The following is a 15,033-nucleotide window of genomic DNA, read 5'->3' as shown; positions in this document are numbered from 1 at the left end:
ATCTTCTTCCAAAGTGAGTTCGCTGCGGCCATGACCACGATACCCCCGGTTAGTTGCCTGACGAAGAAACTGTTTGCGGGATCTGCATATAGGCAGGATATTTGTATAGAGCGGACTCATTGAGGACCATGTAGCCAGCTTTCGCCATTGCCTCGGCGCGCGCATGAACCAGTTTGATTTGAGGGTCGCTGAGAACCTTTCCATTTGCCCCGGTATAACTAACCACAGCAATGTAGTCAGTTGGTGCAGCGGGAGGGACGAACCGCCCATAAAGGGCGGCTCCCAGAAACCCGCAGAGTAATGAAACAGCTGCGGTCTTAATCATGCGGCTATACCTCGTTGTCGTTCTTCAAGAATTGAATTGATGGCATCCTGGGTGGACATGCCCTGTGCTTTACGTTTTCTGATAGCTGCCACGTCATCCGGCGCTGTCGAGTACAGCAGCATGGAGAACGGATCCACAATCAACCGGCTAATCCCCTGACCGGATTTGGAGATAACGTAAATTTCGGAGTAAACCCCTCGGCTTGAACGCACCGTTTTCAAGAAACGGTACCCTGCATCATCCAGTGCTAAGCGCTGGTGGTGCTGAGCTTCGTTGATCGCAGATTCACTCTGACCCAGTAACAGCATAAACGCAGAGTTGTCGGCGATAGATTTTCCGACGCTATCTTTGTAAATATCGTTAATGGATTGCGTGATCGTAATGGCAGCGCCGTTGTATTTACGGAAGCGGCGGTAACCTTTTTCAATGAACGCGCCGATGTTTCCTTTGAGTAAAGCCCAGGCTTCATCGATAACCACGATTTTCATCTGGCCGCGATCGCCCATAAACATGTCTTGCTGGATTTGGTAAATCAGCTGTAACAGCACAACCTGCTTCAGGTGCTCAGAGCTTTCCAGGCGCGACAGTTCCAGAACCGTAAACGGGTTACGGAAGTCAATGTTGTTTTTGCCTACGAAGAACTTGCCGTACTGACCCCGGCTGGTGAATGGGTACAATTGGTGCCCCAAACGTTTAATGTCGTTCTCTTCATCCGCCAGAAGTGATTCCGCAACCATATCAACGGTAGTCTCTTTACCGTGCTTGCGAACGAGATTGGCAACGTGTTCTTTCATACGAGCTTCTTCGAAGTCGTTCAGACCAGCCTTAGGCGCAGCCATCACAGATAGGAGACCGATAATCAGGTCTTCTTCACCGCCGTCTTCGTTATCCGGGTTTTCACCGAAGTAGTCTTCAATCAGTTCAAAGAAGTTGAGACATGGCTTCTTATCCGGATGGAAGTCCAGGTAGTCCCCGTTGTAGGTCTCACAAATGTTTTTGTACGAGTCCCCTACGTCGATACACCACACCTTCGCTCCCAGACTGCGATAAGCGGTAATAATGTAGTTGGTTAAGAACGACTTACCAGAACCGGACTCTGCCGCAATACAGGCGTTGTAGTTTGTATCAGAGTCGAACAGGTCGAGCATCTGCACCTGCCCCGATCGGGAAGTCAGCATTAACGCCGGGTTACTGGTACCTTGCCAGTCAGCGTAAAGTGGTGAGATAACCAAAGCTTCACTCAGTGCCAGCGTGCGGTAACGGCCCATTGATTTCTCAGCACCAGCCTCGTTGAACATAGGCAGGGACGAGAGGAAAATAGGCGCAACAAAGTAGCTATCCGGGATCATTTTGAATTGATAGGTGTTGAGGTAGCTGGCCGCTTCCTGGCTAGCACGGAATACACCGTCTTTGGAGTTTGAGAAGATAGTCACTGTGAATTTGGCTTTACAAATTGGCTCGCCGTTGTCCAGCTTGTCACTCAGCAGGTCGTAACCTTCTCGGATAGTTTTCAACGATGGGATCCATTTCACCATTGGCCCATCGGTTTGCTGCACGATCCAGTTACGCTTTTGCGTGAACTTGGTCTTCGCGTTTTGCTGGTCGAAGAAGATCATGCTCATGGAGATAATGCAGGACGATTTAATACCAGTAGCGCCGCTCATCATATCGCCGAGGAAATATTGAGCTTGCCCAGGGAAAAACCGCTTAGGTAGTTTTTTGGCGCTTAATGTGCGCACAAATGTTGTGCCTGTGTGACGCTCACCTCGCTGGTCTTCGTCTTCTGGATTGCCGAAGGCACAGTATTTATTGCGAATGAAGAACTCTCGGTCAGGGTCAACCAGTTGCTCAGAGATCATCAAATCGTCTTGCACTTGTAGCGGATTACGGTCACGCCACGAAGCAGTTTCCCCCTGATTTAAAATGGAAGAAAGCACATCGATGTAACGGTCGCGCGTCAGTGTAGCAGGGCACAAGCCCATGATCCCCAGCGTGGTGTCAAACGTGTTGCGGAATTCAGAAATCAGGTTGAATTCTTCTTCTCGCATGTCGTATTCGTTTTTCACCGGCACCTTCACCGTGATCAGCAACAAACAGTTGCGGACACGGGTACCCGTACCCTTCATAGGATAGTCGGTGCTGTGAAGCAGAAACTTAGAACGGTTGTAGATTGCATCGCGCAATACTTCGTCATCACAGTCCATGCGCAGAACGTCCATCTGGTTAATTTTGCCAACGATATTCGGGCTGGCAATCAGGTCGAACTGCACAATGGTTTTCGCCGGGAAATTTGAGGACAGCAATGTTTGTAATTGCTGCATCTCTTTACCGCTGGTACCGGATAAGGGACGGCAAAGGAAGCCGAAACCGATATATTTATTGTCACATAGGAAAATGTGGTTTTTCTCATCGTATGCCCGAACCGGGCACACATCTGAGAAGCGTTTGATAGACTTCAAACGCTGTATGATGATTGATTCGCTCATTCTAACCCCACAGAAAGAAGAACTTATTGACCAGCCAGGAAGGCTTTCAGACCTTGTTTTGGTGCGCCGATGCTGAAAGCACCGTCGTCTCGAATGATGAATGGCACCATACTGACGCCTAACACCTGAGCGGTGATTGTGCGGCGTGCCAATGCCTGCATATCACAGTCTTTAACCTGGTCAAATTTGGTTTTTTCATGCGCGATAATAGCGCGGTCGGCACGGTAGCGATCTGAAGCACAGTACAGCTCTTTGTTACGGATTTGGCTTGGCTCGCCGAGGGCACCCAGGGACAGAACGTTAACGGTGTATTCGTGCGGGTCTAGGTCAGCCAGCTGATTAAGGGCTGCGGCACAATGCACGCAGTTCGGGTCAGTGAATAGAATGACTTTTTTAGGTCCGTCGCCCCAAACGGCAGGTTGAAGATCAGCGATGTTCAGTTTCAGCTCTTTGATCGGAATGATGCTGGCATACTTGGTGATCTCATCAAGTGTGGTCAGGTCTTTCTTGGCCCAAGTGTCGTACATGGTGCCTTTGAACAGGTACCGGCCATTTGACGACAGCAGGTTGACTTTGCCGTCAACTTCCAGCGCGATAATGCCGTTGGTTGGCACAACGAAGCGCTTGACGTCTTTGCTTTCCTTCGGCGCGTTCATGAAGGCTTTGTTGTTAAACACAGTATCAGCGTTCACATCTGCACCGGCAAAAGCGGAAGCGGCGAAGCTGGCGGACAGAATCAGGGATAATACTTTCTTGCGTAGCGTCATTGGAGTGCTCCTGTGAATGAGGCTACATTTTCAATGGTGAAAAGGCGGATTAACAGCGAAAAGGCCAGCAAAACGAGGTCAAAAAACAGCGTTCTCTTTAAGGGGGATTTTTGCAGGATTAGAAAAAGGTAAGGCCGTTCGAGGGGGAACGGCCTTGCGCATGAATCCATTTACCAATATGTCTGAGTGGGGTTTATCCAATGCGAGGGGTAAGTCACACATCGAATGTCAGCATTGGCAAAATGCGGTATGGTTACCATGCGTCTGTAATTTTAATCACAATCCTTATAAATAGCAATGAGACCCTAAATGAAAGAAAGCCGCACTAGGCGGCTTTTATAACACAACTGACTGTATTTGAGGGGGAATATCAAATCATTCAGTTTGCATTAATTTCAATTGGAGCATTATTTGCTCGGTGTTTGAGGGGCTTGTGCCGCCACTGGAGGCGTGCTCATTGGTCGAATAACAGCACTCCGGGTCGATGCATGTGACGCGCCAACTTCCCAGCGGCGAGGTTCAATTTCGGTGTACACATAGCCAGGGACGTTCAGATCACCGTCTGCGGATTCATAAGGGTCAACCAACACACGCATTACCTGTGCCTGAGTACGGATTGGCTGAGGGTTTGCGGTAGCAGCAGGGACAGGTACATAACGACCACCAGTTGCCACACCACCAGCCCCGGCGGTACCTGCAACACTGTTTCGCTTCAGATCTACTGGTTTACCAGACAGCTGTTGTTCCGACACCGCATCAATGCGATCTTGGTAGTCATCACCATCGGTCAGCTGGTGGATGTCGCGGATGTTCATACAAGTGACAGCATTGGGCATACCTTTACAGCCGTATTCTGAATTCCCATCCACCAGCGAACAACCAGACAATGCGGCCAGACCAGTTACTGCGACACAGATTGCTAAAAGACGTTTTTTCCACATAATTAGTGAGTCCCGTTAGAATTGAAAGTGGTAGGCGTTGCTTTGCCATTAGGCTTGACGCGGGTAAATTTCAGCGTTACACCTTTTTGAACGATAAAATCGACACTGCGACCCGGATCGATTTCGATAACAGGGAACAGATCACCGGCCATGTTCATGTAGAAATCGGCCAAGCGTTCTAATGCTCCACCAACACCAGCGATAGCAGCACCTTGAAGGGCTTCGCTGCTCATCACTTGCTCATAAGGCGTGTTGTTTTTCTTACCGCTGTTGTTATCGCGGGTAACGTTGATAGTCGGAATGTTCTGGACGCTAAACAACGATGACGCAGCCTGTAAAAAGCCTGCGGTCAAGGCTTTCGCCAGGTATTGACCTTGCTTGGTAACCAGACGACCACGTACACCAGCCTTACCATCTTCCCCCACTGCATACGCATCGAGTGGAGATTCAAATACAGCACCATCATCACGAATGCAGGTGATCACCTCAGAGCGGAAGTAGCCGCGTTCGGACGACAGCTCGCCAAATCCAGCGGCCAACATGCCACACTCACGCACGTCCGCACGGAAGCGGTTCGGCAGGATGGCGTCTTTCTTGATGCGGATAAGCGCTGGGTAGGGGTCTTTGCGAGCGTTCTGTGACGTCGGTGCATCCATACCTGAAATGAAGACACCACTCAGGATTGAGGTCGCTGGGAGGTAGGTTTGGAATGCTGGATCATCATCAGGATCAGCGGCAGCGACCTCTTTTATGTCCTCATGCACAGAGATAATATCCGGCGTTGCTTGTGGTGCCGCCTTACCGTCTTTACCTTTGGCGTCTTTATCCGCAGCAAAATCAGCGGGGTTCGGCTGCTGGGTGTTTTCGTACACTCGTTGGAGCGTGCCGTCGTTATTCAGGTTTTCGTGAACACTGTCCGACGTTAACTTCTCTACACCTTGCTTAGCATTATTATCGCCGCTGTAGACGTCTTTTGACCGAACTGATTTGGAGTAAGGCAATACGGTAGAGCCTTCAGCAACACGTTTTTTCAGCTTTTCTTGTTCAATACGGTCGGTGCGTTGTTGTTGCTCAATGGCGATCAGGCGCTTGTTGATTTCGTCAACGTTAATGGATTTTTTCAAATCCGTGATGTTTGAGTTTTGCTTTTCAATCGCTTCCCCTAAAGCGCGCAGGCGAGCAGCGATCGCGTTCTGGCTAACCCCCTGGGTGTCAGTGTCAGTCAATACACTGGAAATAACTTGCTCTGATGGCCCGCGCGCCGCAGGTGTGCGCGATTCAGGCATCAGCAGGAGGATAGCTGGGATCAGTACAACAAACGTACCCCCCAACACAAAAAGACGTTTTTTCTTGGCGTCCAGCGTGTCCCAGCGTTCTTTCAATTTACTCATCTTTTTATTACTCCGCTAATTTAGGACGTACAGAATCATCAACCTGTGCCTGCTGTGACTGATTGCGAATGACAAAGTAGGCTTCAGTCTTTTGGCCCGGCTGGAGCGTGTTCCGGCTCCAGAGTGCGCGCGCGGCGAGGTTAGGGTGAGTGCAAAGTGACTCGTCTACCGTGATGGTAGAAGCGCCGGTATTCTGCGCAACGCCCACGATGACACTGAACTGACTGCCCTGAATATATTGGCCGCCAGCAAAGCTGTATTTGATATTGTCCTGCGCTGTACCTGTGCTGAAGTTACAGTTTGGAATGCTATGACCAGAGCCTAAATTGCCCATTGCATAGCCAGGAGGAATATCGCCCAACGCAACAGCCCGAAGAATGTTTCGGATCGTTTCGACGTAGTTGTCTTTCTGCTCCCATTTACGAGCTTTGGCTTCGTTACCGCCGTACATCACCCCTGCTGACTGCGCATGCCCCGCTCCGGCCGGAGCATTACCGACTTTACGCGAAAGCATTAACGAAGCTTGTACTGGTGCAATCTTTTGCGGAACCAGAGACAAAGACAGCGCGACACTTTCGTCACCTTTTTCGCTGATATACAGTGCGACCGGATTGGTTGAGGTCGTTGAAACATAGATCACATTGCCTTGTACGCTGACTTTTACGTCAGTCAGTTGCAAGCGCTGCACTGTTGGTCTCTCGAACGGCGTCACGATACGGTTAAGCTGGCCGAGAGAAATCGGGATCAGGGTATTTACGCCGGGCTCTACAATCAGATCCTGGCGAGAAGGGATGACATCATCAGTTAATCGGACAGGCTGAACAATGGCGTTAGGGACCGGTTGGACGTTAATGCCGTCTACGGCAGGATTATCACTGGAACTGGCATTGGTTGATGCGCCCGCAGTTGCTGTGTGATTACCTTTTTTCGATGCAACGACAACAGGCTCTTCAGATGCATAGTCCCCAGAACGCTGGAGTACGACGCCGTTATCGACTGACAGTGTATTGCTATTAACGTCAAGGCCATTCGCAATGGATGGCCCGGCGGTGATTGACGCAATCATCAGCGCCAATATTTTAACGTGTTTACTATTCAACATTTGTTCCCCCGAACAGTGACAGACGCAATACACAGGAAGTTACCGCGACGGTTTTGTTAATGCTGCTCACTTTGTTTACCTAGCTTTTACGTCATCGTAAAAGCGCTCAATGTGGTTATAACCCGCACGAGGCGGGTGACGAAATTTACGGGACAGTGTTCCCTGGATTTATTTGTCGCCTTTTTTGTCGCTCGGCAATTCGGCTTTACCTTGCTTGATGTTGATAAAGGTCAGCACAGGTCGGTAACCTTTCACATCAATTGTCATTTGGAACGTAACGGGCTTCACGATAGGGTTACCGGCGATCCCTTCAAGACCTTGACTGCCTTCTACGAAGTAGGTGCCAGGGGCTTTGGGGTCGTGGTATACGCGAGTCGGTGTAAAGCTCAGACTGATACGATCACGCTTAATCTGGTCAATCTGGTCATCAATGCGCTTCATGACTTGCGTGTAAATACCCGCATCCAGGAATGGGCCGATAGATTTCTTCAGCATGTCCACTGACTCAGGTGTTGCGTTACCCATAGAGTTAGCCAAATAGATAGCCCATGCCTGCATGTAAGGCTGTCCGGCCGTCTTTTCATCTAACCAAGTGGTTTCGGTCAGGTTGGGTGGAACAATGGTCACGATCTGTGAACGGTTCATTAATGTGCTGGAGAGAATGCCGATGCAGATAATCGAAACAACCAACACCAGTTTCAGCGTGGTGTTTTCGCCTTTCATGTTCAGCAAACCCTTTTTAAAATCTTTGCTCTTCATACAATAAATTCCCGGTCGAATGCGTTAGGTACAATGGTGCTTTTCCCGACAGAAACACCGAACTTCCAGTAACACAGATGCAGAAAGTATTTTTCTGACGCCTTTTGCAGAAAGCTGCCATAGAACCGAGTGATCACGATGCCGATGAGTGACATCGTAAAGATACGGCCCGTAAAGACCCCGATACCCAGGAAAACGAAAAATGGCATCGCTTCATCAACGCTCCAGAAGAAGAACTTCGGCGGATCATCGACAGAATGCGAGATGTGGACTGGCTCACTCATTCTTACCCCCAATTATGAATCGAAATACCCGAACCCCTTCGGGTGCTTTAACACAATGCCCGGACTCTTTTACTTCTCACCCCCTTGGGCCAATTGCGCCATCATTTGCATCAGGCCTGTCCCGTTGACCGAGCCTTGCACCATTGCCGATTTATCGCCGTACACCACGATGTTTGCAGGCGTTTGTTGAATATTGAGTCGCGCGGCCTCTTTCACATCTTCCGCAATTTTTGCGCTTGGGCGAGCGGCGTTAACGCACTCAATAATGCGCTGCCCATCCAGCCCATTGTTTTCAGCCAATTTGTCCAATGGCGTTGCCATACCGTGACCGTCGGAGCGGGTATCCGCAAAAATAGCCCGTGCCATCTTATAAAATGCCGGATTTCCACCTTGCTCTGCGGCACATTCAGAGGCGAGAGATTCGGTGCGTGATGCCTGGCCGTGTACCGGAACGTGCTTGAACACCATCGCGATATTGCCGGACGAGGAATCCACCAGATCCATCATTTGCGGGAAATGGGTTTTGCAGTACGGGCATTCAAAATCGGAATACTCAATGACGTAAAACTGTGCGTCAGGATTGCCGTAAATACGCTCACTATCTGTAGACGGCGCGTAAGACTCAGACGGTTTTTTACCGGTACTGAAGCCAATCGAATTTGCCCCTTTAGACTGTTCGTTGACTTTTAGCCCAGAGGCCGCAATATAACGGTCGAACGCTGCTTCCAAATCCCCCCGATTACTGATGACATTGCGCTGCATATCAGCGACAACGGCCAAGTCGTTAAGCAGGCGCGTTTGTTTATCCAACGTGTAGGCGACGAACCCCGAAGTGGCGATCATGACAGCCAATGGAATGCCATAAATGACGCTTTTCAAACCTGTACGCTTAGCCATTAATAACCTCGGGATTGCTGTAATTGTTCAGGGACGTAAACCATGTCAGGTTTCTTTATTGCCCCGCGTTTTTTCATTTCTTCCTGCTGGGCTTGTAGCCGTGGCAACAATACTTCAGCCATTTCACGGTCCATCTTGTCCCGGTCGGTTAAGTAGCTGGACTTGTGGAGGACCGTATTCAACTCGTGGATCTGCTCAGACTTATCAGTAAGCAGAACACCCGCGCCCAGACAGACTGAAAAGGCAATACACAAGAGTCCGGACAGATAGACGTGCTTCAGTTCATTCATAGTTCACCTCGGGGGATAATTTACCATTCCGGTTTTGGCGCTGATAATGAAAAGCACCGCAAAACGCGGTGCTTTTCGGGGGAGGAATTTAGATGCGTTTTGGAAGGTTACTGATGAGCAACGAACTGCCTATTGGGATCATCACAATCATGATGAGGGCACCAATCATCGGCGGTACTGGCAGAGGGACAAACAGTGACAGCAAAATACTGTAAATCCCCCAACCAATCAGCACCATGCTGCGGCGGTTAAGAAACGGTGACGAATAGGCAAACGTGTATCGCTTAGCGTTCCAGCGCATGATCCCAGCAAAGAGAGAGGGAAGTGTGACCACAAGCATGTACGGAAGCCAGTATATATTCAGGGTCAATCGATACACGATCATATAAAACCAGTAATTCAGGTTTTCGGCCATGTTTCGGAAGATGGAAGCGAAAAGGAAAAGTGGACCACCTTGATTTGCCATATCGGATGAATCGAGCTCATAGAAGTCACGCAAGAAGCCATCCACTCCAGTATTTACAAAGAATGAACGGTAGTTTTTGTTGACGTCCGAGATCACTGGTGTGAAATCCGTATCGCCGATCAATCGCTGGCCCCAGGCAACTTCTTTTTTCACGTTCTCGTAAAAATACGAGGCCGGGAAAAACATGGAAATGACGAACAGTATTGCCGTACTGAAGATGATAATCATCTTTATCGTCTGGGGCCATTTCTCTTCGGTTAATTGGTCAAGCATGTAAGATCCTTAATGCGAGTTTATCCGCCACCGCATTAATGAGCTCGCTATTCAGCCTGCGGGGTAACTGACTTGTAGTTGCCAGCTCGTTGAACCCTATTTTTCCGCCAAGGTGCTCGGTGACGAAATTAGCCAACGTAATGAAATAAACCGCCAGGCGTTCCCAGTCATTTAGAGGGCAATCAACCTGTTGGTTATATGCCATCACCGAGGACTGCACCGCATCGGCCACCAGCCCCTTAGTCAGGGTGCTAGGCAGTAAGGAGATGAGTGATTGCGTAATAGGCTCAACACACGGCCACACCAGCGTTAAGCTGTCATACGCGTTGCAATCTTCTTTACGTAAAAAATAGGTTTTCATTTTGATCATGACTTTTTACCCCCAACACGAATACGCGACTTCTCACCCCGAACTTTCTTCTCGTACAGTTTGAGGAACTTCAGGGCTTTCTTACTGGCCTGGTTGAAGGCCTTATCTCCCTTCGGTGACATAATGATGGGCACTTTACCTTTGACGATTTTGTTCGCCTGGTTAATTGCCATAAATTCAAGGTTTGGTAACCAGCCCAGCAACGGAGAAGGGAACAACTCGCCTTCTTCTTCCATAATGCGTTCACTGACCGAACCAGAGATCATTTCAGGGTCAGCACCAGCACTGGAGCCATGCCCGCGCATGACATACTTGAACTTGGTCATTGGTACACGCTTCATGACGGCCTCTTGCGCATCAGGATCGGGGGTACGCAACGCAGTAAAGTGGTTGGTGTTGGTGACGATTTGTTTCATCTTGGCTTCAGACCCCAGGCGCGCCTCAAAGTCGCTGGTGGACTGAGATGAAATAAATAGGCGGAAGCCCGCGCCACGGGTTTTGTTCAACATCTTGATCACTTGATCGTTAATGACCTCAGCAGCTTCGTCGATAAGAACCATCACTGGGGCCAGGTCATCCCCGCGTGGTTTCATAAAGTTGTACACGTCCGCTGACACACTGGTGATGTCTGACAAGAAGATAGAGCCCACCGCCGAACCAGTTTCTGCATCCGCTAAGGAGTCTAGCCCCATGTACAGCATGCCTCCGGTTGTGATGATGTCGCGCACGTTGGAGATAGGGCGGAAGTCATTCAACTGGGATTCATCGTCACTGTCCGGGGATAGTAATTCAGCCATGAAACCCTGAGTCAGCTGGCTGAGGATAGGCATCACGTTGAGGATCATCTTCTGGAAGTGCTCACGCTGGTGGCCGAGCATATCCAGCCCTGCTTCAATGCTTGGGAAGCTGCGGTTTGCTTTGATGTCGTTGCGGTAAATTTCGGCGCAAATATCAGCGATTTCCTTTGGCCCCTTCGCTTTGTTTGCATAACGATCCATGCGCATGGCGAAAATACGGTCAAAGTCATCTTCACCGAGCACCTGACGGCCAATTTTGGTCACTGATTTGATGATGAGATCAGCCAGAGATGATACATCCGACCCCAACTGGGTTTTCACGTTCTTGAGCGTGGGTTTCAATTCGCAGATTTTCATCAGTTCTACGACTGTGGTTAAGGACATGATACCGAACGATACGAACGGGTCACTGGTGCCATCGGCACGCTGGATAACGGATGTAATACGGTTAGCTACTTCACCTGCACGAGTGTAGTTGGTGATCGGAGAAATGCGCGCGGATTTCTCCGGGTGCGCCAGCGACATGTAGTTGAATTTATCTTCGCGGTTCACCAAACGCAGACACATTTCCATCCAGTCAGCCAACTCTTCATCGTTTTTCGGGTCGATGAGAATGAGCGGTTGTTTCTTCAGTGCTGCCTGAAGGATGAGCAACTTATAGTATGTTGTTTTACCTGAACCGGTTGTACCGGTCACCAGGGTATGCAATGACAGCAGATCTTCAGCGACTCGTATCCATTGTTGCTTTTCACCAAGCGCATGGATCCAACCCAAACCCATGAAGTTTTCTGGCACCTTGCTAACGAACTTTTTGATGTCGCGCTTGATGAGTTCGGAGGCTAACTGACCTTCAGGTTGACCCCATTCAAAACCATACCCCAGCAGGTAGCTGTCGGGGAATTTCATCATGACATCAATAACGGATTCCAACTCCATTTTCAGAACGTTAGGCTTTCGCTTTAACCGGCTCTTATGCTTGTAAATATCCCATGCGGAAGGTACGGAACGAGCCGCATAGGCCGCTTGTACCGCAACAGCCAAATAACAAGGAACCGCAGGCATATTGAATGCGGCATTGACCGCCAGTGAGGCAGCAATCCCCACACCCCAGCCTGCAATTTCCAGCGCCTCAAAGTTGGGACGCCAGCGCATGTTATAACTCCACTCACTCATTATCATTCACCATGAAATTTTGAATATTGCTGTTAACGAGGATGTAATCGACACCAGTACGGGTCACGTAGTCGAAATTATCGATCAGTACCTGTTGGAACTGATTTGCGTTGATGTTCAGATCTTGTGCAATACGGCGTTTTTGCAGCGAGGACAAGGCGATCACTGGGTCGCCATTGAACGCAGTTTTATTTGCCCCTTTGGTGGCAATGGCGCGATAGACTTCGGTCATATCCACACTGATGTCGGTCAGGTCAAACGGACTTAGGCTGGCACGATAACGGTGACCTGAAAGCTGGTCGATGTCAGTATTGAGCTCTTTACGCAAGTAGAAACACATTTGCGAACGATGGGTGTAATACTCGCAAGGAGCCTCCATAAACGGATACCAGATCCAATCTGCATCCCGCATCGGTTCGAAGAGTGAGTCCTCAACCCCGTTCTCCAGGATGATGCAGCAGTGGCCGCTTTCATGGAAAAGGGCAGACTGATTCGCGGCCACGTAGGACGCGAGTTTGTCCTTGGCAAGATCTGAGGCATTGCGGAACAATGGGCTTTGGTCTTGGTGCAGTGCAGTCAGTTGTTCGGTACCAAATGCCACCTCGTTATTCTTGTTGTAGCCAAAATCATTTTCCGGGGTCACTGGCGTAAAATTCCCATTGTCCACTTCGTCCTGTACGCGTTGGATTTTTGCTCTTGCATCAGACATAGGGTCGATAGCCGGTTTTTTCTCAACCAGATTCTGTTCGTCATTTTGATACCCATCAGCGACAGCGTGGTTTTTGAGAGTCTCCCACAAAGATAAGGTTTCACGGTCAAACTCTGGCTCCTGATAATGCTCTGGCTCCGACATGATTGGAGGGGGCATTTCGGCAGAGGTATCTTGCTTGCTCAAAACGTCTTTCAGGCTCCGTTGTTGTGGCCCAACTTTGGCTATTTTTGCTTCGGGCGAAGAGGTTTTAACAGGCTGACTTTGTTCAATTGGAGTCTGGAATGCTACCCCTGGTTTTTGATTAGCCAATTCCGCTTGTGCTTTGGCTTTCGCGTCCTGACGGGCATTCACTTTTTCGTAGTCAGCATCAGACAGAAGATTCAAGTGATGCAGTAGCTCGTGGGCGTTATCAGAGGTCACCGGATTCGAGGCTCCAAACATATTATCCAGCGGATTGTCATTCTCATCCGGCAGCAGAGTGCCACCTTTCAGGATTTCAGGATCGACGTCAGCCGGAATGCTGTTTTCACGCGGCTCTTTATTCCCCACGAAAGGACGACTTTCTTTCAGCACAGGGATGTTTTTCCCTTTACTGGTCTGGAATTCACGCCATTCGCTCTCAATTCGGATACGGGAGGAAATAGGCAGCGGCTCCATTGTGTCCACAAACAGAACGTCCGGAGAGATTAGACGCAGGCAACTCAGCGCTACTTTCGGCTCTTTACTGTTACGCGAATCGCGGTCATTCATGATGTGTGGGGCAATTCGCCAATATGCGGTATCTTCGTTTTTATTTACGTTCGGAATGCACAATTTGTAGCTCATCATCAGATCAGCCAGACTGTTGGCCGACTGCGGGATCACTGCACCGGACTTCTTCACGGTGTTGGTGATGTCTTTGACCGCAGTACCCCAAACGATAAACACGCCATAGGTGGTGACCCAAATCGGGTTGCCGGGTTTGTTGGGTTGCCACACTCCTTTCTTAAGTAGGTGGCGCATGGCATCTACGATGCGTTGGACCGCAGGCACACCCGATTGCGTTGCACGTACCGCATCACCGCCGTAGCGTTGCAGGTCGTGGCGGACAGAAATAACGTCAGATTCCTTCACAATTTTAAGGATCTTGTTTTTCATTTCAGGGGCGTTTTCTTCAGTGGCATCCAGGCGAACGGTACTCACGGCCATTGCCCGAGTCAGCTCGTTATAGATGTCGTTGCCTTCGCTCAGCAGGAACTCATGCAGGATTTGCGGCATGATCATCATCATCATGGCGGTGGTGCTGGAGTGGTGCTGCTGGTGGCGCGAGCTCTTCCAAACGAGGAAGTAACGTTCAATTTTATTGGCTTTTGCCCATTCATGGATCGGGGTGCGCCCCGGAGGCCAGTGATAGGTGCCGGATTTGTCCCAGACTTCGTAATCGGTAAACGGCTTGCCAATGTCATGCAGAAGGCCCGCTGTCGCAATCGCAAGACGCCAGGCCAACATGCGGCTGGATTTCACCACGGGCATTTCCATCGAATCGAATTCAATGTTTTTGGCTTTACGGATGCTCTGGAAACATACTTCAAGAGAATGGCGCATCAGTCCACTCTGCGCTCGGTGGTGGTGGTGTTCCGATGCAGGGAACAGCTGCACGAAGTTCGCAAAGCTATCAAGCATCGGCATCATCAGCTGCTCAAATTCGCTATCTCGGATATTCAGTTCGCGTTTAATGGCCTGGATCATATCGGTCTGCTTTTCACGCAGAATGTAGCTTCCCGGTATCAGTGCTGGAAAACCAATTTCGGCAGGCGGGTAGCGCAAAATGTCACCCCGTACAACCATTGAATCCACACCGTCGCGCATAGAGTCGATTTCTTCGAGGGTCTCCAGGGGGATGTTAATCTCGCTCTGTTCCTCATTTTTTTTGCCAAACAGCGTTTTGATGATCTTCAGCATTTAAAGCTCTCCGTTGTAGTGCAAGTACGATAACCCATGACTGGGGGTGTGCAGGAACG

The 15,033-nt window shown here is 49.7% G+C and carries 14 protein-coding genes; all 14 read right to left on the bottom strand.

Going from position 1 to position 15,033, the window contains the following annotated elements; all coding sequences use genetic code 11:
• Positions 1-49: 49 nt before the first annotated feature.
• The gene (locus P3L44_RS21465) at positions 50-325 is read right to left on the bottom strand and encodes a hypothetical protein (protein WP_042847240.1); all 276 of its coding nucleotides are present in this window, start codon (positions 323-325) and stop codon (positions 50-52) included.
• The gene (gene traC / locus P3L44_RS21460) at positions 322-2,811 is read right to left on the bottom strand and encodes a type IV secretion system protein TraC (RefSeq protein WP_042847241.1); all 2,490 of its coding nucleotides are present in this window, start codon (positions 2,809-2,811) and stop codon (positions 322-324) included. Before traC ends, P3L44_RS21465 begins: the two co-directional genes overlap by 4 nt.
• Positions 2,812-2,834: 23 nt before the next feature.
• Positions 2,835-3,578 (bottom strand): DsbC family protein, encoded by a 744-nt coding sequence (locus P3L44_RS21455; RefSeq protein ID WP_042847243.1) that lies wholly within the window; start codon positions 3,576-3,578, stop codon positions 2,835-2,837.
• Between the two features lie 407 nt (positions 3,579-3,985).
• On the bottom strand, positions 3,986-4,519 hold the full coding sequence (gene traV, locus P3L44_RS21450; protein ID WP_042847246.1) for a type IV conjugative transfer system lipoprotein TraV: 534 nt from the start codon (positions 4,517-4,519) through the stop codon (positions 3,986-3,988).
• 2 nt (positions 4,520-4,521) lie between these two features.
• A complete protein-coding gene (locus P3L44_RS21445) occupies positions 4,522-5,910 on the bottom strand; it encodes a TrbI/VirB10 family protein (protein ID WP_052219380.1) in 1,389 nt (462 codons plus the stop codon).
• A 7-nt stretch (positions 5,911-5,917) separates the two neighbouring features.
• Positions 5,918-7,012, bottom strand: a complete 1,095-nt coding sequence (locus tag P3L44_RS21440) for a type-F conjugative transfer system secretin TraK (protein ID WP_237072360.1) — start codon at positions 7,010-7,012, stop codon at positions 5,918-5,920.
• 168 nt (positions 7,013-7,180) lie between these two features.
• Positions 7,181-7,771, bottom strand: a complete 591-nt coding sequence (locus tag P3L44_RS21435; protein WP_052219381.1) for a TraE/TraK family type IV conjugative transfer system protein — start codon at positions 7,769-7,771, stop codon at positions 7,181-7,183.
• Positions 7,768-8,055: a type IV conjugative transfer system protein TraL gene (gene traL, locus P3L44_RS21430; RefSeq protein ID WP_237072359.1), complete on the bottom strand. Its 288-nt coding sequence runs from the start codon at positions 8,053-8,055 to the stop codon at positions 7,768-7,770. The genes P3L44_RS21435 and traL overlap by 4 nt, the downstream gene beginning before the upstream one ends.
• A 69-nt stretch (positions 8,056-8,124) precedes the next feature.
• Positions 8,125-8,952 carry a DsbA family protein gene (locus P3L44_RS21425; protein WP_042847254.1) on the bottom strand — a complete coding sequence of 276 codons (828 nt, stop codon included), beginning with the start codon at positions 8,950-8,952 and terminating at the stop codon, positions 8,125-8,127.
• Complete coding sequence (locus tag P3L44_RS21420; protein ID WP_042847256.1) at positions 8,952-9,242, bottom strand: hypothetical protein; 291 nt, start codon at positions 9,240-9,242, stop codon at positions 8,952-8,954. Before P3L44_RS21420 ends, P3L44_RS21425 begins: the two co-directional genes overlap by 1 nt.
• A gap of 88 nt (positions 9,243-9,330) precedes the next feature.
• Positions 9,331-9,981, bottom strand: a complete 651-nt coding sequence (locus tag P3L44_RS21415) for a DUF4400 domain-containing protein (RefSeq protein WP_042847258.1) — start codon at positions 9,979-9,981, stop codon at positions 9,331-9,333.
• Positions 9,974-10,351: a hypothetical protein gene (locus P3L44_RS21410; protein ID WP_052219382.1), complete on the bottom strand. Its 378-nt coding sequence runs from the start codon at positions 10,349-10,351 to the stop codon at positions 9,974-9,976. The genes P3L44_RS21415 and P3L44_RS21410 overlap by 8 nt, the downstream gene beginning before the upstream one ends.
• Entirely contained in the window at positions 10,348-12,321 is a 1,974-nt protein-coding gene (traD, locus tag P3L44_RS21405; RefSeq protein ID WP_042847261.1) for a conjugative transfer system coupling protein TraD, read from the bottom strand. The genes P3L44_RS21410 and traD overlap by 4 nt, the downstream gene beginning before the upstream one ends.
• Positions 12,314-14,974, bottom strand: a complete 2,661-nt coding sequence (gene mobH / locus P3L44_RS21400; RefSeq protein ID WP_191901256.1) for a MobH family relaxase — start codon at positions 14,972-14,974, stop codon at positions 12,314-12,316. Before mobH ends, traD begins: the two co-directional genes overlap by 8 nt.
• Positions 14,975-15,033: the final 59 nt, after the last annotated feature.

It is taken from the genome of Providencia sp. PROV175 (genome assembly GCF_032707045.1).
Taxonomy (GTDB): Bacteria; Pseudomonadota; Gammaproteobacteria; order Enterobacterales; family Enterobacteriaceae; genus Providencia; species Providencia hangzhouensis.
This window is presented reverse-complemented; position numbering and strand designations above follow the sequence as displayed.

Excerpts from the sequence above, each read along its gene's own strand:
- P3L44_RS21445 (WP_052219380.1), bottom strand. The coding sequence starts at position 5,910 with ATGAGTAAATTGAAAGAACGCTGGGACACGCTGGACGCCAAGAAAAAA.
- P3L44_RS21425 (WP_042847254.1), bottom strand. The coding sequence starts at position 8,952 with ATGGCTAAGCGTACAGGTTTGAAAAGCGTCATTTATGGCATTCCATTG.
- traD (WP_042847261.1), bottom strand. The coding sequence starts at position 12,321 with ATGAGTGAGTGGAGTTATAACATGCGCTGGCGTCCCAACTTTGAGGCG.
- P3L44_RS21410 (WP_052219382.1), bottom strand. The coding sequence starts at position 10,351 with ATGATCAAAATGAAAACCTATTTTTTACGTAAAGAAGATTGCAACGCG.
- P3L44_RS21440 (WP_237072360.1), bottom strand. The coding sequence starts at position 7,012 with ATGTTGAATAGTAAACACGTTAAAATATTGGCGCTGATGATTGCGTCA.
- P3L44_RS21420 (WP_042847256.1), bottom strand. The coding sequence starts at position 9,242 with ATGAATGAACTGAAGCACGTCTATCTGTCCGGACTCTTGTGTATTGCC.
- P3L44_RS21455 (WP_042847243.1), bottom strand. The coding sequence starts at position 3,578 with ATGACGCTACGCAAGAAAGTATTATCCCTGATTCTGTCCGCCAGCTTC.
- P3L44_RS21435 (WP_052219381.1), bottom strand. The coding sequence starts at position 7,771 with ATGAAGAGCAAAGATTTTAAAAAGGGTTTGCTGAACATGAAAGGCGAA.
- traV (WP_042847246.1), bottom strand. The coding sequence starts at position 4,519 with ATGTGGAAAAAACGTCTTTTAGCAATCTGTGTCGCAGTAACTGGTCTG.
- traC (WP_042847241.1), bottom strand. The coding sequence starts at position 2,811 with ATGAGCGAATCAATCATCATACAGCGTTTGAAGTCTATCAAACGCTTC.
- traL (WP_237072359.1), bottom strand. The coding sequence starts at position 8,055 with ATGAGTGAGCCAGTCCACATCTCGCATTCTGTCGATGATCCGCCGAAG.
- mobH (WP_191901256.1), bottom strand. The coding sequence starts at position 14,974 with ATGCTGAAGATCATCAAAACGCTGTTTGGCAAAAAAAATGAGGAACAG.
- P3L44_RS21415 (WP_042847258.1), bottom strand. The coding sequence starts at position 9,981 with ATGCTTGACCAATTAACCGAAGAGAAATGGCCCCAGACGATAAAGATG.
- P3L44_RS21465 (WP_042847240.1), bottom strand. The coding sequence starts at position 325 with ATGATTAAGACCGCAGCTGTTTCATTACTCTGCGGGTTTCTGGGAGCC.